At 33.7% G+C, this 18,852-nt stretch carries 18 protein-coding genes; 6 read left to right on the top strand and 12 right to left on the bottom strand.

All coding sequences use genetic code 11. The features are described 5' to 3' along the window. Nucleotides 1-57: 57 nt before the first annotated feature. The 8 genes from C8N26_RS11295 to kynU form a co-directional block, all read right to left on the bottom strand. On the bottom strand, nt 58-588 hold the full coding sequence (locus C8N26_RS11295) for a 3-hydroxyanthranilate 3,4-dioxygenase (protein WP_120187373.1): 531 nt from the start codon (nt 586-588) through the stop codon (nt 58-60). A gap of 96 nt (nt 589-684) precedes the next feature. Further along, nucleotides 685-1,461: an SDR family oxidoreductase gene (locus tag C8N26_RS11300; RefSeq protein WP_120187374.1), complete on the bottom strand. Its 777-nt coding sequence runs from the start codon at nt 1,459-1,461 to the stop codon at nt 685-687. Between the two features lies 1 nt (nt 1,462). Then, nucleotides 1,463-1,681: a DUF6500 family protein gene (locus C8N26_RS11305; protein ID WP_120187375.1), complete on the bottom strand. Its 219-nt coding sequence runs from the start codon at nt 1,679-1,681 to the stop codon at nt 1,463-1,465. Further along, nucleotides 1,674-3,116, bottom strand: a complete 1,443-nt coding sequence (locus C8N26_RS11310; RefSeq protein WP_120187376.1) for an aldehyde dehydrogenase — start codon at nt 3,114-3,116, stop codon at nt 1,674-1,676. Before C8N26_RS11310 ends, C8N26_RS11305 begins: the two co-directional genes overlap by 8 nt. Nucleotides 3,117-3,168: 52 nt before the next feature. Beyond that, a complete protein-coding gene (locus C8N26_RS11315) occupies nt 3,169-3,582 on the bottom strand; it encodes a RidA family protein (RefSeq protein WP_120187377.1) in 414 nt (137 codons plus the stop codon). 64 nt (nt 3,583-3,646) lie between these two features. Continuing rightward, nucleotides 3,647-4,168: a DUF1697 domain-containing protein gene (locus tag C8N26_RS11320; protein WP_120187378.1), complete on the bottom strand. Its 522-nt coding sequence runs from the start codon at nt 4,166-4,168 to the stop codon at nt 3,647-3,649. Further along, nucleotides 4,169-5,563, bottom strand: a complete 1,395-nt coding sequence (locus C8N26_RS11325; protein WP_120187379.1) for an FAD-dependent oxidoreductase — start codon at nt 5,561-5,563, stop codon at nt 4,169-4,171. A gap of 3 nt (nt 5,564-5,566) precedes the next feature. Beyond that, nucleotides 5,567-6,826 carry a kynureninase gene (kynU, locus tag C8N26_RS11330; protein ID WP_120187380.1) on the bottom strand — a complete coding sequence of 420 codons (1,260 nt, stop codon included), beginning with the start codon at nt 6,824-6,826 and terminating at the stop codon, nt 5,567-5,569. A gap of 147 nt (nt 6,827-6,973) precedes the next feature. Between kynU and C8N26_RS11335 the strand changes: the two genes are divergently transcribed. Next, the gene (locus C8N26_RS11335) at nt 6,974-7,750 is read left to right on the top strand and encodes an IclR family transcriptional regulator (protein ID WP_120187381.1); all 777 of its coding nucleotides are present in this window, start codon (nt 6,974-6,976) and stop codon (nt 7,748-7,750) included. 35 nt (nt 7,751-7,785) lie between these two features. Here C8N26_RS11335 and serA read toward each other — a convergent pair whose 3' ends face one another. Next, a complete protein-coding gene (serA, locus tag C8N26_RS11340; protein WP_120187382.1) occupies nt 7,786-9,678 on the bottom strand; it encodes a phosphoglycerate dehydrogenase in 1,893 nt (630 codons plus the stop codon). A gap of 169 nt (nt 9,679-9,847) precedes the next feature. Further along, the gene (locus C8N26_RS11345) at nt 9,848-10,660 is read right to left on the bottom strand and encodes a UbiA prenyltransferase family protein (RefSeq protein ID WP_120187383.1); all 813 of its coding nucleotides are present in this window, start codon (nt 10,658-10,660) and stop codon (nt 9,848-9,850) included. Between the two features lie 132 nt (nt 10,661-10,792). On the opposite strand from C8N26_RS11345, the gene gcvP reads away from it, so the two are divergent. Beyond that, a complete protein-coding gene (gcvP, locus tag C8N26_RS11350; RefSeq protein ID WP_120187384.1) occupies nt 10,793-13,648 on the top strand; it encodes an aminomethyl-transferring glycine dehydrogenase in 2,856 nt (951 codons plus the stop codon). 42 nt (nt 13,649-13,690) lie between these two features. Here the strand turns inward: gcvP and C8N26_RS11355 are convergent, their stop codons facing one another. Beyond that, nucleotides 13,691-13,981: a hypothetical protein gene (locus tag C8N26_RS11355; RefSeq protein WP_120187385.1), complete on the bottom strand. Its 291-nt coding sequence runs from the start codon at nt 13,979-13,981 to the stop codon at nt 13,691-13,693. A gap of 450 nt (nt 13,982-14,431) precedes the next feature. Between C8N26_RS11355 and C8N26_RS11360 the strand changes: the two genes are divergently transcribed. After that, complete coding sequence (locus C8N26_RS11360) at nt 14,432-14,809, top strand: DoxX family protein (protein ID WP_028893055.1); 378 nt, start codon at nt 14,432-14,434, stop codon at nt 14,807-14,809. A gap of 300 nt (nt 14,810-15,109) precedes the next feature. Here C8N26_RS11360 and C8N26_RS11365 read toward each other — a convergent pair whose 3' ends face one another. Further along, entirely contained in the window at nt 15,110-16,741 is a 1,632-nt protein-coding gene (locus C8N26_RS11365) for an ABC-F family ATP-binding cassette domain-containing protein (protein ID WP_120187386.1), read from the bottom strand. Nucleotides 16,742-16,953: 212 nt separating this feature from the next. Here C8N26_RS11365 and C8N26_RS11370 point away from each other — a divergent pair, with 212 nt between their 5' ends. From C8N26_RS11370 to C8N26_RS11380, 3 genes are all read left to right on the top strand, one after another. Then, nucleotides 16,954-17,673, top strand: a complete 720-nt coding sequence (locus C8N26_RS11370) for a helix-turn-helix transcriptional regulator (protein WP_120187387.1) — start codon at nt 16,954-16,956, stop codon at nt 17,671-17,673. Between the two features lie 135 nt (nt 17,674-17,808). Further along, nucleotides 17,809-18,270, top strand: a complete 462-nt coding sequence (locus C8N26_RS11375) for a GyrI-like domain-containing protein (protein WP_120187396.1) — start codon at nt 17,809-17,811, stop codon at nt 18,268-18,270. A gap of 6 nt (nt 18,271-18,276) precedes the next feature. Then, nucleotides 18,277-18,747 (top strand): DUF1572 family protein, encoded by a 471-nt coding sequence (locus C8N26_RS11380; RefSeq protein ID WP_120187388.1) that lies wholly within the window; start codon nt 18,277-18,279, stop codon nt 18,745-18,747. Nucleotides 18,748-18,852: the final 105 nt, after the last annotated feature.

Here is an 18,852-nt window from a genome sequence, read left to right on the forward strand (position 1 = left end):
ATTTTAATTTTTAATTCTTGATTATTGCAGGATTCCTAGCTTCGTAGGAATAATAAATTACTTGATTTTATTAGGCGCTTCCATTACTGTACTGCATTTTTCACAAGTACATTTTTCTTTATCAGAATAATATTTGTCAAAAATTATTGGCATATCCGTTTCAATATTATCTAAAGCAAATTCTTCTCGATATAATTGATGCCCACAGTTTTCGCAATACCATTCTAAAGCATCCATCATTCCCTCATCACGCGGATATTCAATTACCAAACCTACTGTATTTGCCTTACGTTGCGGTGAATGAGGCACTTTACCTGGTAACAAATAAATATCTCCTTCATTAATTTCAACATCAATCATTTCACCTTTATCATCAATAATTTTCAGTACCATATCTCCTTCTAGTTGATAGAAAAATTCTGGTGTTTCATTATAGTGATAATCTTTACGATTATTAGGACCTCCAACAACCATTACGATATACTCTCCGTTATCCCAAACTTGTTTATTTCCTACTGGTGGTTTTAGTAAATGACGGTTTTCATCAATCCACTTTTTGAAATTTAAAGGTTGTACTAACTTGCTCATTTTATTTAGATTTTTAGACTTTTACACACAAAAATTAAGATTGTTTTAAAGATACTTAAATAGTCTTGTTTCTAAAAGTCTTTATTTCTGATTCTTTTATAATGATTTTGTTCTCCCTCCATCTACAGGAACATTAATTCCGTTGATAAAACTTGCTCTTTCACTTGCTAAAAACACAATTGCATTAGCTACCTCTTCAGGTTTTGCAAAACGTTTTGCTGGCGATGCGTTTTTCATCATTTCAGCAACTTCTTCTGTCGATTTACCAGTTTTAGCTGCTTTATTATTGATAATTTCTGTCAAACGCTCTGTAGCTGTCGCTCCTGGTAATACATTATTCACCGTAATTCCGAATTGTCCTAATTCATTCGCTAGGGTTTTACTCCAATTAGCCACAGCACCACGAATAGTATTTGAAACTCCTAACCCGTCTAGTGGTTGTTTTACCGATGTAGAAATTACATTGATAATTCTACCATAATTTTGTTCTTTCATAAACGGAACTACCGCTTGTACCAAGACATGATTACATTTTAAATGCATCGTAAAAGCTCTTTCAAACTCTTCTAATTTTGCATTGAACACAGGACCTCCTGCCGGACCTCCTGTGTTATTCACTAAAATATGAAATTGTAAATTCGTTGCTTCTAACTTCTCTTTTAAATCTGTTGGATTGGTAAAATCTGCTACCAAATACCCGTGATTTTGATTATTGTTTGGTAGTTCTGCCAACACAGCTTTTAATTTATCTTCGCTACGAGCTACTAAAGTTACATTTACTCCTTCTTGAGCTAATTGTATTGCTGCTGCTTTTCCTATTCCTTGTGTACTACCACATACCAAGGCATTTTTATGTTGTATCTCTAAATTCATCTTATTCGTTATTCTGAATCATTTGTTTAATCTTAACTGCTTTCTCAAAATGGTCCAACTGATGTGTTTGAATCCACCAAGTTGCCACTTCCATCAGTACTTTCGGATTGTCATTCTTATTCTTGAAAAATGCATAAAACGAAAGCCCTACATTTTCTCCTTTCTTAGCAATCTTTTCTTCACAAACAGCAATTATTTTTTCCTTTATTTCCTTATTCATATTTTATACATACGTTTTTTGGTTCTGTAAAAAAGCGTAAGGCTTCAAAACCTCCTTCACGTCCTACCCCACTTGCTTTTTGACCTCCAAAAGGAGTTCTTAAATCACGTAACAACCATGTATTTACCCAAACAATTCCTGTATGCAATTCTTTAGAAATTCGCATGGTTCTTGTTAAATTGTTTGTCCATAACGTTGATGATAATCCATACACCACATCATTTGCTAACTTCAAAGCTTCATCTTCTGTTGTAAAAGACATCAAGGTTACTACAGGTCCAAAAATCTCTTCTTGATTTAATCTACATTTGTTACTGGAAACCTCTATAACAGTAGGCTCTAAATAGTATCCATTCTCACTACCTTCTACCGTTACCGTATTTCCTCCATAGAGGATTTTACCTCCTTCTTCCTCTGCGAGATCTATATATGATTTTACCTTTTCTAAATGTGGTTTTGATACTAAAGCTCCTATATTCGTATCTGCATCAAAAGGATTTCCTATTTTTAGTTGTGATACTTTTTGAACAAAGTCTTTTTTGAATTGTTCATAAATACTTTCCTCAACAAGAATTCTACTTCCACATAAACAAATCTGACCTTGATTCGCAAACGATGAACGCACCGTAGTTTCTAGCATTTTTTCATAATCACAATCCGCGAAAATGATGTTCGGATTTTTACCTCCTAACTCTAACGATAATTTCTTAAACATCGGTGCAGCTGTACGTGCAATATGTGCTCCTGTAGCGGTACCTCCTGTAAATGAAATTGCTTTGATATCTGGATGCTCAATAATCGCTTGACCTGTAGTAGTTCCTAATCCGTGAACAATATTCAATACCCCTTTAGGTAAACCAGCTTCATTGCAAATCTCTCCTAATAAATATGCTGTCATTGGGGTTACTTCACTAGGTTTTGCTACCACACAATTTCCAGCAGCTATGGCTGGAGCAATTTTCCAGGTAAATAAATACAATGGTAAATTCCAAGGAGAAATACACGCTACTACACCAATAGGTTGACGCAAGGTAAAGTTCATCGCTCCTAAGCCAACGCTCTCGTGAGCTTCTGATGAAAACTGTGTAATTGCATCTGCAAAGTATTGAAAATTTGAAGATGCTCTTGGAATATCTATCGCAGTAGCCAAACTCAATGGTTTTCCATTATCCTTAGCCTCAGCTTCTGCCAATTCAGGTAATCTTTGCTGAATTAACTGTGCTATTTTAGATAGAATATCTCTACGTTCGTTTAACGTAGTATTCGACCAAGTAGGAAATGCTGCCTTTGCTGCTTTATATGCCAATTCTACATCCTCTTTAGTAGAATTTGGAATTTGCCCATACACCTCTCCAATAGACGGATTATAATTATCTATATAATTATTTGCAACGGGTGCTACTAATTCTCCGTTTATGTAGTTTTTAATATTCATTTCATTCACAGATTAAAGAAAAAAGACTTCTTTCGTCTTGGTTCTTGGTTCTTTACCCTTGTTTCTTATACGCCACCACTTTAATCTCAATTAATAAGTGTGGATGTGGTAATTGATGTACTGCTACTGTTGTTCTGGTTGGTCCGTTATAGTCAAAGTATTCAGTATATACTTCATTATATCCTCCAAAATCATTCATATTTACCAAAAACGAGGTTACATCTACAATATCAGATAAATCCGCTCCTACTTCGTTTAAAATATCACGAATGTTTTCTATTACCGCTCGGGTTTGTTTCTTTATATCTAAGTTGGTGGTTCCAAATTCATCTACCTCAACACCTTCAAAAGAATTATCAGGTCTACGAGAACTAGTTCCCGACACATAAATAAAATCTCCTACTTGTTTTACATGTGGAAATTTCCCTCTTGGTATTGCTTTTCCTTTAATTACTTTACTGTCCATGTTTTATATTTTTTGCTTCCTTACACACTTTCTACCAGATTTCTCCCTTAGGTTGAAATGACTTTTAAGAAGTTGCTAGTTCTAATAGCTTTATTGTTGTTTTTAAATTGCGTGTGGTGGCGATTACCTTCAATTTCTTCTCTATTACATTGTTTGTCAGTTTAGTTCTTCCAAAACCAGACGGACAATACAAATACACTACATCATCGGCTACCAAATACTCATCATCATTAATTTCACTAACTTCAATCACAGTTTCGTTAGGTATTCCGTCTAAGAAAGCAAAAGCTACTATCTTTTCGTTTTCTTGTGAAAACGGATAATTGTCTAATGCTTTTTTCCATTCTTCAGGAGTTCTAGCTAACACAGGCACATCATATCCAAACTTTGCAGCAATCGCTTCTTTAACTTTCTGACAAACGGTTTCTTTTGCCTCTTCTGAATCTAAGATAACATTACCACTTTGAATATAGGTTTGTATGTTTTGAAACCCCAATTCATTTAAAATATCTCGTAACTCTGCCATGGGAAGTTTATTTTTTCCCGAAACATTGATTCCGCGTAATATGACGATATACCTTTTCACTTACAACCCTGCGATTTTATCTTCTTCTAAAATTTCGTTGGTTTCTTCTTGTACCTTTTTTAATGCCTCTTTTAAATCGGTAATTGTGTCCAAATCATGATGTGCTACCATATTTAACAAAGCTTTGTCTTGTGCACGTCCTTTTTTCATCGCTTCTGCATATGGTATTTCTTCATTAAAGGTTACCATAGAGTATTTTGAAAAATATTCGGTTGGGAATGTTTTTTCTAAATCCATCTCCAACTTTCTTTTTTGCTTAAATAACGGATTTGCTACATGATCGCGCATTTCGTAAAAATTATCAATCGCCAAATCGGCAATGGCATCAGTATCTTCTTTACGTGCTTTCTCGTATGCTTTAAAAGTAGCTTCCCAACCTCCTTCGTGTGTATCTAAGATTGTATCAAATACAGTTACATCTTCAAAAGAAGCATTCATTCCCTGTCCATAAAACGGAACAATTGCATGTGCTGCATCACCCATTAACAAGGTTTTATTTTGATAATGCCATGGTGAACATTTTACAGTTCCTAAAGCTCCTATTGGGTTGTTAAGAAACTCATCTTTTATACTCGGAATCAAATCCAAGGCATCTGAAAATTCTTTTTCAAAGAACTCGGTTATTTTTTCTTCAGTAGTTAGGTTATTGAAATTGTACTCTCCTTCATCATAACTTAAAAACAAGGTTACCGTAAAACTCCCATCTAAATTTGGCAACGCAATTAACATGTACTCTCCACGAGGCCAAATATGTAAATGATCTTTACTTATTTGATGGTTTCCTAATTTATCGGCAGGAATTTCTAATTCTTTATATCCGTGTGCCAAAAAGTTTTGTGAATAGCTGAATAAGAATTTTCTTTCTAAATAGTAGCTTTTTCTCAATGCAGATCCTGCTCCATCAGTTCCAAAAATCACATCTCCATCTACTGAAAACTCTTCTTTAGTATTGTAATCTTTAAAATGTGCAACTGTATTTTCAATATCTACGGAAGTACATTCCGTATTAAAATGTATTGTTACATTTTCGTGTTTCTCTGCTTCAGTTAATAAAATTCCGTTTAAATCACCTCTCGAAATAGAATTGATATACTCTCCTTCTCTACCTGAATAATTAGACGCAAAGGTATTTCCTTCTCTATCGTGCATTAAGCGCCCATACATTGGAATACAAATTTCACGTGCTTTTTCTTCCACACCACATAAACGTAAAGCTTTAAAACCGCGATCAGATAATGCTAAGTTGATGGAACGTCCTGCTGAAATATCAGTAACTCGTAAATCTGGACGACTTTCATACATTGCTACTTTATATCCTCTTTGTGCTAAACGAAGTGCCAATAAACTTCCGCATAAACCAGCACCTATAATTACTATGTTGTCTTTTTTACTCATTTTTTACAATAAGGTTTTTAAAGTTTCTACCATTCTATATACATCCTCAAAACTGTTATACATAGGCACCGGTGCACAACGAATTACATCTGGTTCTCTCCAATCGGTAATAATATTATTCTCGGTTAGTTTTTTGTGTAAACTTTTATCGGCATTCTTTACTTGAATAGACAATTGACAGCCTCTTTCTTTTGGATTTGAAGGCGTGATTATTTTAATTCTATCCGTATCAATTTGATTGATTAAATATTCAAAATATCCCGTTAGTTTTTCCGATTTAGCTCTCAACGCTTCCATTCCTACTTCTTCAAACATGTCTAACGAAGCTCTAATTGCTGCCATGGATAAAATTGGCGGATTTGACAACTGCCATCCTTCTGCTCCTGGTATAACATCAAATGGCTGACGCATATTAAAACGAGTTTCCTTGTTATGATTCCACCATCCGGCAAAACGTGGTAACTCTTTATTGTGCGCGTGCTTTTCATGCACGAATAATCCTGCTAAACTTCCAGGTCCTGAATTCAAATATTTATAGGTACACCAAGCTGCAAAATCTACCCCGCTATCGTGCAATTCTGGAGATATATTTCCAGCACCATGTGCTAAATCGATACCTACTATACAGTTCTTAGCATGTCCTATTTCAGCAATACGCTTAATATCTAAATATTGACCTGTGTAGTAATTTACACCACCAATTAATAACAAAGCGATTTCATCACCTTGTTCGTCAACTATTTTTTCTAAATCCTCAATACGTAACAACTCTTCTCTTTCACGAGGTTTCCATTCTATCAACCCATCTTCAGCATCAAATCCGTGAAATTTTAATTGCGATTGTACCGCGTATCGATCCGAAGGAAAAGCATCACTTTCTATAACAATTTTATATTTTGTTTTAGTTGGTTGATAAAACGATACCATTAGCAAATGCAAATTGGTTGTTAAGGTATTCATCACCACAACTTCTAATGGCTTTGCTCCCACTATTTTTGCCATCGAATTCGTTAAAAATTCGTGATATGGCATCCATGGGTTTCGCGCTTCAAAATGCCCTTCTACTCCATATTTTGCCCAATCGTCTAATTCTTGTTGAATGTATTGCTGCGTTTGTTTAGGTTGTAACCCAAGAGAGTTTCCTGTAAAATACAACCAGTCATTTCCATCTTTGTCTTTTGGAATATGAAATTGCGCTCTTAAATGAGCTAATTTATCTTCTTTATCTAACTGCTGTGCGTAATCAAGTGTTGGTTTATACATACTTATTTATATTTCTAAAAACCATTTCAAAAACACTAAAGATACTTTATTTTAATCTCAAAATAAAACCAAAAGCGTTTCACATAATAAAACGGTGTTTTATAAATCTACACATTTTTGTTATATTAGTCAAAATATTTTCAATAAATGAATGCTGATTCTAAAAACTTAAATCAATCTATCATAAAAGCTTTTTCTGTTTTAGATGCTTTTACCGATGACAAAAAAGAATGGGGTGTTAGAGAACTAGCTACTAAAACTGGCTATAACAAAAGCACTGTATACCGGTTACTTAGTACTTTAGTTTCACTAAACGTTGTACAACAAAATGACAACGAAAAATATCAATTGGGTAGTAAGTTGTTTGAATTAGGAAATCGTGTTTCTATTTATAAATCACTTAGAAATTTAACCAACACACCAATACAAAAAGTTGCCTTAGAAATTCAAGAAACGATTTTGTTGGGTATTTTAAAAGAACAGCAAGTATTCCACATTAACAAAGCAGATAGTTTACAAGGACTCAAAATAAGTACCTCAATAGGTTCTTATGCTCCCATTAATGGAAGCGCTATTGGTAAGTTACTCCTAGCTTTTGCTTCACGAGAAACACAAGAAGCCTTTCTAAATTCGGTTACTCTAAAACCTTTCACCAAAAACACGATTACATCTACTTTAAAACTGAGAGAAGAATTACAACTAATTCAACAACAAAAATTTGCCTTAGACATAGAAGAATCAGAATTAGGTTTGGTATGTATTGCCATTCCTATCTACAACAACAAAGGAAAAGTAATCGCAAGTATTAGTGCCTCTGGACCTTCTAGCAGGTTTAAAATGGAAAATGTAGCTAATTACATTCAAATTTTACAAAAAGGAGCCAATACTATAGAACAGAGTTTAAGTGATTTTGATAGTTTATAAATTAAAAACCCCGCAAAAGCGGGGTTTTATTATTTTTAATACAGTACTCTAAATTTAATAGTACCATCTACTTTTTTCAATTTTGCAATTACTTCTTGATTGTATTCTTTATCCACATCAGTAATTACATATCCTACTTTTTCATCTGTAGACAAGTATTGTCCTGTAATGTTCAATTCATATTTCGCTAATACCTTATTGATCTTCGCCATTACTCCTGGTACATTCTTATGAATGTGTAAAAAACGGTGTGCGTTTTTATGTTTAGGTAAACGAATATTTGGGAAATTAACCGCATCCACCGTATTTCCTGAATTGATGTACGCCATAATTTTATTCGGAACAAAATCTGCGATATCTCTTTGAGCTTCTTCTGTGCTACCACCTACATGCGGAGTTAAAATCACATTATCCAACCCTTTTAATTCAGTGTAAAACTCACCATTTTTTCTTGGTTCTTCAGGGTATACATCTACCGCTGCTCCAGCTAATTTACCAGATTTCAATGCATCCACCAATGCTTCAATATCAACCACAAATCCACGAGAAAGATTTACCAAATGAGCACCATCTTTCATTTCAGCTAACTCCTCCTTACCTATATAGTTTTTATTTGCTGAATTATCATCAACATGCAATGTAACTACATCTGAAATATTCAACAACTCTTTTAATGTATCTATTTTAGTTGCATTTCCTAAAGATAATTTATCTTCTACATCATAATAATACACATCCATTCCTAGAGCCTCAGCTAAAACAGATAGCTGCTTACCAATGTTTCCGTAACCAACAATCCCTAGTTTTTTACCACGAACCTCTCTTGAACCTTGTGCCGTTTTATTCCACTGACCGTTATGAATTTCTGTACTTCTTTGAAATACACTACGCATTAACATAATAATTTCACCAATAGCTAATTCAACTACCGAACGTGTATTACTATAAGGAGCATTAAAAACTACTACTCCATTCTCTTTACACGCATCTAAGTCAATTTGCTTTGTTCCAATACAAAAAGCAGAAACCACCATCAGTTTTTCAGCAGCTTCAATAACTTTACGTGTTACTTGTGTTTTAGAACGGATTCCTAACACATGAACATCTTTTAACTTTTCAATCAATTCATCTTCCGACAAACTTCTTGAAACTGTTTCAACAGAAAATCCATCACCTGTTAACTTTGTAAAAGCATCAGGATGTACATTTTCTAACAGTAGAATTTTAATTCTATTCTTCGGGTATGATAAGTTTCTAGGCAATTTGTTAACGTATAAAAATTCATCTAAATTTGGTGTAATATGATCGGCATTAGCTATTGTCTTTTCTCTTGACACATTTTCTGTATATGCGAAAAAAGTATCAGCAACACCCGCTTCTTTGGTTACTGCATCACTATAACCATCTCCTATTACTTGTACTTCACCATCTAAATTTAAGGATTTTAAACAATCTATTTTACCATTGTGTTTAGATAATGGATTTTGAGTATCAAATCCTACAATAACTCCTGCTTTATCAAACTCAAAAGTATTTGCAAATACTCTTTCTGAAGGGATGTTATAAGCTGCTACAATAGGGTCAATAAATTCTTTAAACCCTGCTGATATCACATAAATATCATCAGAAAAGTTTTCAAAAAACTCTTTATTTCTTTCTATAGAAGGAGAAACTTTTTGTTTTAACTCTTCAATTAATAATGGTAAATCCGATACTGTAGCTTGTAATAATTGAATGCGCTTTTCTAAGGATTCAGTAAAAGATATATCACCATCAATTCCTTGATTGGTTATATCAATTATTTGCTGAACAATCTCTTCTTTCTTCGGATTTCCTGCTAGCGTGATTTCTGCCAAAACATCTAATGCTTCTACACGAGTTAACGTGCTATCGAAATCGAAAACGAAATTTCGTTTCACTAAATTCATGTTACTTTGTTATGTTTTTTGTTGTTGTGTTGTTAAGCCAACGAATGTACAAAGGTTTTCCTAAAAACAGCTATATAAAGCCAGTTAAGTTTCAAATTTTAAATGGATATAACTTTTAAAACTACCTCAATTACACATTAACAGAATCCCCCTCTTAAAAGTTCTATTTTTAAAGTAAAAACAATAAGAGCAGCCATAAAACAGGAACTGCTTCTACCCAAAAAGAACTGTAATACTTAGATTGATTCGTCTGTGCTCTCATTAACAAAAAAAGTATCAAGAAAAACACACTTAAAAAAGCTGTTCTAAAATGAGAATTAGGACTTATCATAAATTCTAAAACTAAACATAAGAGCAACAAAACGTATCCGAACTTTTTGGTGTTTTCGACGCCAATTTTTTTCGGTATGGTTTGTAATGATATTGCATCGTACTGTACATCGCGAATATCAAAAGGCAACAATAATATTATGATTAACAAAAAGCGTTGAATTATTGACAAACAAACCTCTGTAGTAAAAGAAGTTTCACTGGCATATATAGGTAACAATACCGTAGTTGCAGCCCATACCAAAGCCACTACTATTATTTTCAAATAACCAATACTTCGTAAATTTTTTTGAAATCCACTTAAAAAAGGAACTGCATATAAAAAAGTTAACAATCCAAAAGGTACAAAAAACAACAAAATCTTTAAAGGAAGTAACCATGCGAAATAACACATCAGCAAGAAACAAATCAATGAAAACACTTGAATAACTTGTAGGTTTTTAGTCAAACTTCTGTGATGCAACTTTGCTACTCCAGCATATTTTACAAAATTATACCCTGTAATCGTAGCAAAAAAAACAAACCAGTCTAACAATTCATTATGTGGAATTTCAAAATATATTTCAGTTATTCGTAACAAAGCATAAACTGCCAGAGCTACATGAATACTAGCATTGATATAAAAATCGATTACTGTTTTAAAAAACTTCATCTAACAAAAATAGCTTTTATGTTTATAACCCTTAGTATTGGTTAATAAAATATCGTTTTTTAACAAAAAAATATGTACCCACAAGTCAACCAATTTCACTATTTTTGAGCCACTTAAAACAACAACACAATAATGAACACAAATTCATTTCAATTAAGACATATAGGTCCTCGTGTTAAAGACCAAGACCAGATGCTTAAAACGATTGGTGTAGAAAGTTTAGACCAATTGATTTATGAAACTATTCCCGACGATATTCGTTTACAAAAAGAGCTAGATTTAGCTCCTGCCATGAGCGAATATGAATACCTAAATCACATCAATGAATTAGGTGCTAAAAACAAAGTTTTTAAAAGTTATATAGGTTTAGGATACCACGAAGCTATTTTACCTGGTGTTATCCAACGTAATATTTTAGAAAACCCAGGATGGTATACTGCCTATACGCCTTACCAAGCTGAAATTGCACAAGGTCGTTTAGAAGCCTTGTTAAATTATCAAACAATGATTTGTGATTTAACAGGAATGGAGTTAGCTAATGCTTCTTTATTAGATGAAGGTACTGCAGCTGCCGAAGCTATGGCATTATTATTTGATGTTCGTGATAGAGCACAAAAGAAAGCTGATGTAAATAAATTCTTTGTTTCTGAAGAAATTTTACCTCAAACCTTATCAGTATTACAAACACGTGCCATACCTATCGGAATTGAATTAGTAATTGGAAATCACCAAGAATTTGATTTCTCTGAAGAATTCTTTGGAGCAATTGTACAATATCCAGGAAAACATGGTCAAGTTTATGATTATACCGATTTTATAGCTAACTGTAATGCTAAAAACATCAAGGTAGCTGTGGCTGCTGATATTTTATCATTGGTAAAACTAAAAGCACCTGCTCAATTTGGTGCTGATGTGGTAGTAGGTACTACACAACGTTTTGGTATTCCATTAGGTTACGGAGGTCCTCACGCAGGATTCTTTGCCACTAAAGAAGAATACAAACGTAGCATGCCTGGTCGTATTATTGGTGTAACGAAAGATGTTGATGGTGGACGTGCATTACGTATGGCTTTACAAACACGTGAACAACACATTAAACGTGAAAAAGCAACCTCTAACATTTGTACTGCACAGGTACTATTAGCTGTTATGGCTGGTATGTACGCAGTATATCACGGAAAAGATGGATTACAATACATTGCTGACCGTGTTCACACAAGTACTACAACCTTAGCTAAAGCTTTAACCGATTTAGGTTTCAACCAAAAGAACACATCATATTTCGATACTATTTTAGTAGAAGTTGAAGCGGACAAATTACGTCCTGTAGCAGAAGCAAACGGAATCAACTTTAATTATATAGATGAAAATCATATTTCAATCTCTGTAAACGAAACAGTTGGTTTAAAAGAAATCAACGAAATCGTTGATTGTTTCGAACAAGCTTTCAATATTACAGATATTACTGTTACTAACTTTACTACTGCAGATGTAATTCCTGCGGATGTAAAAAGAGTTACTTCTTTCTTAGATAACGAAGTATTCAATACGTATCAATCAGAAACTGAAATGATGCGTTATATCAAAAAATTAGAACGTAAAGATTTAGCCTTAAATCACTCTATGATTTCTTTAGGGTCTTGTACCATGAAGTTAAATGCTGCTTCTGAAATGTTACCTTTAAGCAATCCGCAATGGGGAAATATTCACCCTTTTGCACCTTTAAACCAAGCAGAAGGATACCAAATCATGCTAAAAAACCTTGAAGACCAATTAAATGTGGTTACTGGATTTGCAGGTACTTCTTTACAACCTAACTCAGGTGCACAAGGAGAATTTGCAGGTTTAATGGTTATTAGAGCCTATCATGAAGCTAATGGAGATACTCACAGAAATATTTGCTTAATTCCTGCTTCAGCTCACGGAACCAACCCTGCATCAGCAGTTATGGCGGGTATGAAGGTAGTGGTTACCAAAACTGATGAAAGAGGAAACATCGATGTAGAAGATTTACGTGCTAAAGCTGAAAAACATGCTGATAATTTAGCAGCTTTAATGGTAACTTATCCATCTACTCACGGAGTATATGAAAAGGCAATTAAAGAAATTACGCAAATTATCCACGATAATGGCGGACAAGTATATATGGACGGTGCTAACATGAATGCACAAGTAGGATTAACAAATCCTGCAACCATTGGTGCTGATGTTTGTCACTTAAACTTACACAAAACATTTGCGATTCCTCACGGTGGTGGTGGACCAGGTGTTGGGCCTATTTGTGTAGCACCACAATTAGTTCCGTTTTTACCTACTAATCCAGTAGTAGCTACAGGTGGTGATAATGCCATTACAGCTATTTCAGCAGCTCCTTGGGGTTCTGCCTTAGTTTGTTTAATTTCTTATGGATACATTACTATGTTAGGTTCCGACGGGTTAACAAACTCAACCAAAAATGCCATTTTAAATGCTAACTATATTAAAGAGCGTTTAAACGGACATTACAGCACTTTATATACAGGCGAAATGAACCGTGCAGCACACGAAATGATTTTAGATTGTCGTGAGTTTAAACAAAACGGAATTGAAGTAACTGATATCGCTAAGCGTTTAATGGACTACGGATTCCACGCGCCTACTGTATCTTTCCCTGTAGCAGGAACCATTATGGTAGAGCCAACCGAATCGGAAGGTGTAGCTGAATTAGACCGTTTTTGTGATGCGTTAATCTCTATTAGAAAAGAGATTGCTGAAGCGAGTAAGGAAAATCCTAACAACCCGCTTAAAAATGCACCACATACGCAAGAAATGTTAACTGCTGATGAATGGGATTTACCATACTCTCGTAAACAAGCAGCATTTCCTTTAGATTATATTGCAGACAATAAGTTTTGGCCTTCAGTACGTCGTGTAGACGATGCTTTTGGTGATCGTAACTTAATTTGTTCTTGTAATCCTATTGAAGATTATATGGAAGCGGAAGCTTAATTATAAACAACAAAAAAGCCCTCGAAATTTCGAGGGCTTTTTTTATGCTACTTTCACAATTCTTTCAAGTGGAATAATCGTAGATTCTTTTAAAATTACTGAGGTATCGGTAATACCCCAAACAGTAGTTTCTACTTTTTTTAAGCCATCCATATCCATAAAAAATATTTTTACCTTTTCTCTTTCTAGATTTCCTAAAGACAAAGCTCGCTGTAAATCAACACAACGATTTACTTTTGCTTGTTGATTTTTACATAATACTTCTTCTTTTGGAAATTTAAGGAATTTAATTTGTTCTTTAGCTACAGTTTGAAAACTTAAGTTTGTTAACATAATTAGGGGAATTAAAAGATTACTACTTAATGAAAATAAGATTTAAGCCATAAAGCTAAAATCACATTGCCAATGTATCTATTTAAAAACTAAATTACAAATAATTTAATTAAATAAATTAAATTTTAACTCTACCGTAAAATAAAGTCATAAAAAATAACAAATTAATAATAAACAAACCCTAAACCTAAATATTAGACAAACAAGAAAAACACAGACTTCATAATGAGAAGTAACAACAATATACCATCTCTTTTTCTCGATATACAATAAAAGATTGCTTCGTTATCACTCGCAATAACACTCATTTTGTCATTTCGACAGAGCGATTTTATGAGCGACGAGAAACCTCAACAATGCAATTTACTCACCATCATTTTGTTATCAATTTTATATTTTATTATATTTAAACAACTAAAAAACAAACCACTAACCCCAAACTAATTAACTATGAAACAAAAAATTTTATTCGTACTTAGCCTACTATTCGGATTAATGTTTATCAACTCTGGGCTTAACAAGTTTTTAAACTACATGCCTGTTCCTGAAAATCTTCCTGAAAAAATGATGAGTGCTATGACCGCTATGATGGAAATAGGATGGTTAATGCCTTTAGTAGGGTTTGCAGAAATTTTAGGAGGAATATTATTCTTAGTTCCTAAAACAAGAGCTTTAGGTGCTGTTGTTATTTTTCCTATAATGATTGGAATTATACTTACTCATATTTTTCAAGCTCCGTCTGGTCTTCCTATAGCTTTAGTATTATTTGCTATCAACCTTTGGGTAATTTATGAAAATCGCGATGCTTATCAACACATGATAAAATAAGAACAATCGTCATTACGAAGGAGGACACGACTGAAGTAATCTATCCGTCGAGAAACAGATTGCTTCGTTCTACTCGCAATGACGATAACTTAGACGTCATTTCGATAGAGCGATTTTATGAGCGACGAGAAACCTCAACAATGGGAATTACTCATCTTGTGAAATTTAGCTCCGCTGAACCTTGTGGTTTCTCACATCCGTTCGTAATGACACTTACCCAACGTCATTACGAAGGAGGTATGACTGAAGTAATCTATCCGTTGACTAGCAGATTGCTTCGTTTCACTCGCAATGACGTTTTTATAAATCAATCTCCTTTAACGCTTTGATGTTATTACGTTCTAAGAATGCATCAATCGTTTCAAAGTGTTCAATAACACGTTGGTCTTTAAATTCAAATACTTTTTGAGATAGTCCTTGTAAGAAATCACGATCGTGCGATACTAAAATCAACGTTCCATCGAAATGTAATAAGGCTTCTTTAATTACCTCTTTTGATTTTAAATCTAAGTGGTTCGTAGGTTCATCTAATATCAACACGTTTACAGGTTCTAACAACAGCTTTACCATTGCTAAACGGGTTTTCTCTCCTCCAGAAAGTACTTTTACTTTCTTTTCTAAATCATCTCCCGAGAACATAAAACGTCCTAATATATTTTTGATTTGCGTTCTTATGTCTCCTTCAGCAACCTCATCTACGGTTTGGAAAATTGTTAATTCAGGATCTAACAATGATGCTTGATTCTGTGCAAAATATCCCACTTTGGCATTGTGCCCTAAACCACATTCACCCTCAAAATCAATTTCTCCCATAATTGCTTTAATCATGGTTGATTTTCCTTCTCCGTTTCTTCCTACAAACGATACTTTTTCTCCACGTGCTATAGAGAAACTTGCATCTTTAAATACGGTTAAGTCTCCGTATTGTTTTGTCAACCCTTCCACTTTTACAGGATAATCTCCTGAACGTGGTGATGGTGGAAAACGTAGTTTTAATGCTGAAGTATCTACCTCATCTATTTCTACAGGAACTAATTTTTCTAACATTCGTTCACGAGAGGCTACTTGATTTGTTTTTGAATAGGTTCCTTTAAAACGCTCGATAAACGTTTTGGTATCAGCAATAAATTTTTGTTGTTCTTCATAAGCTTTTAACTGATGAGCACGACGCTCTTTACGCAACTCTAAATAATGAGAATAATTCGCTTTGTAATCGTGAATGGTTCCCATCGTTACTTCAATGGTTCGGTTGGTAATGTTATCGATAAACGCTTTATCGTGCGATATTACTACTACCGCCTTGGCTTTGTTTAATAAGAAGTTTTCTAACCAAATTACCGATTCGATATCTACGTGGTTAGTAGGCTCATCTAACAAAATTAAATCGGGTTTTTGCAGTAAGATTTTCGCTAACTCAATACGCATACGCCAACCACCACTAAACTCTGAGGTTGCTCTGTCAAAATCTTCTTGCTTAAATCCTAATCCTTTTAAGGCTTTTTCTACCTCTGCTTCGTAGTTTACATCCTCTAAAGCATAGTATTTCTCTCCTAAATCCGAAACACGCTCAATGATTTTCATATAATCGTCCGATTCGTAATCGGTACGGGTTTCTAATTGTTTATTGAGGTCTTCCATTTCGGCTTTCATAGCAAAAATAGATGCAAATGCTTTGGACGCTTCTTCTTTTACCGTGCAATTGTCTTCCATTAACAAATGCTGAGGTAAGTAAGCGATTACGGTATCTTTCGGACTGCGAACGCCTCCTTTAGTAGGTTTAGAAACTCCTGCTATAATTTTCATCATGGTGGATTTTCCTGCACCGTTTTTACCCATTAAAGCAATTTTATCGTTTTCGTTTATTACAAACGAAACGTCGCTAAACAGGGTGTTACCACTAAACTCAACCGTTAATTGATCTACCGTAATCATACAAATAATTTTAAGCGGCGAAATTAGCAAAAATGGTGTATAAGTTTGTGAAAAACTTTCACTTAGATAGTTTATTGATTTTGTTATATTTGAGAAAATAAAAAATTGCTTAAACTTTATATATCCCATACTATTCTCCGGATAAAACAACTAAAGTTTGGCATATAACGAGTTGTATGCAATATGACAAAACCTAATCAGTCAGAGAAAAAATGAACGAAATTGACATTAAAAGACTTCCCAGGCTGACTGCAATTTTAACCCAATTGCAAACGAAAAAACTCATTACTGCATCAGAACTTGCTATAAAATTCTCTGTTAGTAAAAGGACAATTTACCGAGATATTAAAGCATTGGAACAATCAGGAGTTCCAATATTAACGGAGGAAGGAAAAGGCTATACATTAATGGAAGGTTACAGAATACCACCAATAATGTTTTCAGAAAGTGAAGCCAACGCTTTGATTACAGCCGAACAATTAGTTGTGAAAAATAAGGACACCTCATTTGTAAAAGAATACACCGAAGCTATTGGTAAAATTAAATCTGTTTTAAGAAGTAACACGAAAGACAAAGCCAATTTACTTTCAAATCGGGTTGTATTTGGACAAAATGATGACTTCGTTCGCACAAGTAGTTATTTATCGACACTTCAGTTGGCATTAACCAATTTTAATCTTGTTAAAATAAGTTATTACTCGCCAAACAATAACCAATCAACTGAAAGAACAATTGAACCATTTGCTATTTACACCACTCAAGAAAATTGGTTGCTCATCGCATTTTGTAGATTAAGAATTGATTTTAGAGCTTTTCGTTTAGACAGAATAGAAAATTTATCTGTATTAAACCAGTCGTTTGAACCACACAAAATCACCTTTGAAGAATATTTTGACATTAGTCTCAAAAAATGTTCAATACCCTTGCCATAGGGTTGTCACAAGGTATTTTAAATTTGTGGTCTAACAAATAATAATCATATAATGAAAAGATTTCAAATTTTGATACTTACGGCATCTTTGCTATTCTCCATCAAAGCAATAACACAAACAAATAACTCTAAAACTATGGACAAACAAATAATTGAAAAATTTAGTGTAATAGGTATTTCGGTAAGAACAACCAATGAAAATGGACAATCTGCCAAAGATATTGAAGCATTATGGGAAAAATTTTGGGGAGAAGAAATTCAAAAACAAATTCCGAACAAGGTCAATGATGATATTTACGCAGTTTACACAGATTATGAAACAGACTTCAATGGACCATACACGCTAATTATTGGTTTGCCAGTAAGTTCATTAGAAAATATTCCAAAAGATTTTGTCGGTATTACAATAGAAAAAGATATTTACGAAAAATTTGTTTCTAAAGGTAATATGCCAGAAGCTGTTCTCAAAACTTGGATGGAAATATGGCAGAATAAAGACTTAAAACGAACTTATAATGCTGATTTCACAATTCACGGGAAAAAATACTACGATGGAGAAAATGCCGAAGTTGAAACTTTCATATCAGTTAAAGAATAAGAATTAGTGAAAAAAACGGAACAACTAGCGCATAGGCTTCGAGAAGTTATTCTAAATGGAACTTGGATAGCAGATACAAATTATAAAGACCTTTTGAATAATGTTGATTGGAAAATTGCTACAACAAAATTTCAGTCATTAAATACAATTTCGGCACTCGCTCAACATATTCATTACTACATCAATGGAATTAAAAATGTGTTTTTAAATGGAAAACTTGAAATAAGGGATAAAGACAGTTTTGACTTTCCACTAATTACCTCTCAAAATGGTTGGGAAACGTTTTTAAATAGATTTTGGAGCGACACAGAAAAATTGGCGGATTTAATAGGGAAAATGGAAGAAAAAAAACTAAACCAAACTTTTGTAGATGAAAGATACGGAACATATTTGAGGAATATTGAAGGAATGATTGAACATAATTATTATCATCTTGCACAAATTATTCTGATAAAGAAAATCATATTGTACAATTAATACTGCATACAACAAAGAACTGAGGTAAAAAACAAGTAAATTTTATACTTTTTTAAACCAAAGTACTTTTATAATTTGCATCATAAGGTAAACCACTTTTTACTA

Source organism: Tenacibaculum lutimaris (genome assembly GCF_003610735.1).
Classification (GTDB): domain Bacteria; phylum Bacteroidota; class Bacteroidia; order Flavobacteriales; family Flavobacteriaceae; genus Polaribacter; species Polaribacter lutimaris.

What these genes read in the sequence shown, in the direction of transcription:
- C8N26_RS11295 (WP_120187373.1), bottom strand. Translation starts at nt 588, where the DNA reads ATGAGCAAGTTAGTACAACCTTTAAATTTCAAAAAGTGGATTGATGAA.
- C8N26_RS11300 (WP_120187374.1), bottom strand. Translation starts at nt 1,461, where the DNA reads ATGAATTTAGAGATACAACATAAAAATGCCTTGGTATGTGGTAGTACA.
- C8N26_RS11305 (WP_120187375.1), bottom strand. Translation starts at nt 1,681, where the DNA reads ATGAATAAGGAAATAAAGGAAAAAATAATTGCTGTTTGTGAAGAAAAG.
- C8N26_RS11310 (WP_120187376.1), bottom strand. Translation starts at nt 3,116, where the DNA reads ATGAATATTAAAAACTACATAAACGGAGAATTAGTAGCACCCGTTGCA.
- C8N26_RS11315 (WP_120187377.1), bottom strand. Translation starts at nt 3,582, where the DNA reads ATGGACAGTAAAGTAATTAAAGGAAAAGCAATACCAAGAGGGAAATTT.
- C8N26_RS11325 (WP_120187379.1), bottom strand. Translation starts at nt 5,563, where the DNA reads ATGAGTAAAAAAGACAACATAGTAATTATAGGTGCTGGTTTATGCGGA.
- kynU (WP_120187380.1), bottom strand. Translation starts at nt 6,826, where the DNA reads ATGTATAAACCAACACTTGATTACGCACAGCAGTTAGATAAAGAAGAT.
- C8N26_RS11335 (WP_120187381.1), top strand. Translation starts at nt 6,974, where the DNA reads ATGAATGCTGATTCTAAAAACTTAAATCAATCTATCATAAAAGCTTTT.
- serA (WP_120187382.1), bottom strand. Translation starts at nt 9,678, where the DNA reads ATGAATTTAGTGAAACGAAATTTCGTTTTCGATTTCGATAGCACGTTA.
- C8N26_RS11345 (WP_120187383.1), bottom strand. Translation starts at nt 10,660, where the DNA reads ATGAAGTTTTTTAAAACAGTAATCGATTTTTATATCAATGCTAGTATT.
- gcvP (WP_120187384.1), top strand. Translation starts at nt 10,793, where the DNA reads ATGAACACAAATTCATTTCAATTAAGACATATAGGTCCTCGTGTTAAA.
- C8N26_RS11355 (WP_120187385.1), bottom strand. Translation starts at nt 13,981, where the DNA reads ATGTTAACAAACTTAAGTTTTCAAACTGTAGCTAAAGAACAAATTAAA.
- C8N26_RS11360 (WP_028893055.1), top strand. Translation starts at nt 14,432, where the DNA reads ATGAAACAAAAAATTTTATTCGTACTTAGCCTACTATTCGGATTAATG.
- C8N26_RS11365 (WP_120187386.1), bottom strand. Translation starts at nt 16,741, where the DNA reads ATGATTACGGTAGATCAATTAACGGTTGAGTTTAGTGGTAACACCCTG.
- C8N26_RS11370 (WP_120187387.1), top strand. Translation starts at nt 16,954, where the DNA reads ATGAACGAAATTGACATTAAAAGACTTCCCAGGCTGACTGCAATTTTA.
- C8N26_RS11375 (WP_120187396.1), top strand. Translation starts at nt 17,809, where the DNA reads ATGGACAAACAAATAATTGAAAAATTTAGTGTAATAGGTATTTCGGTA.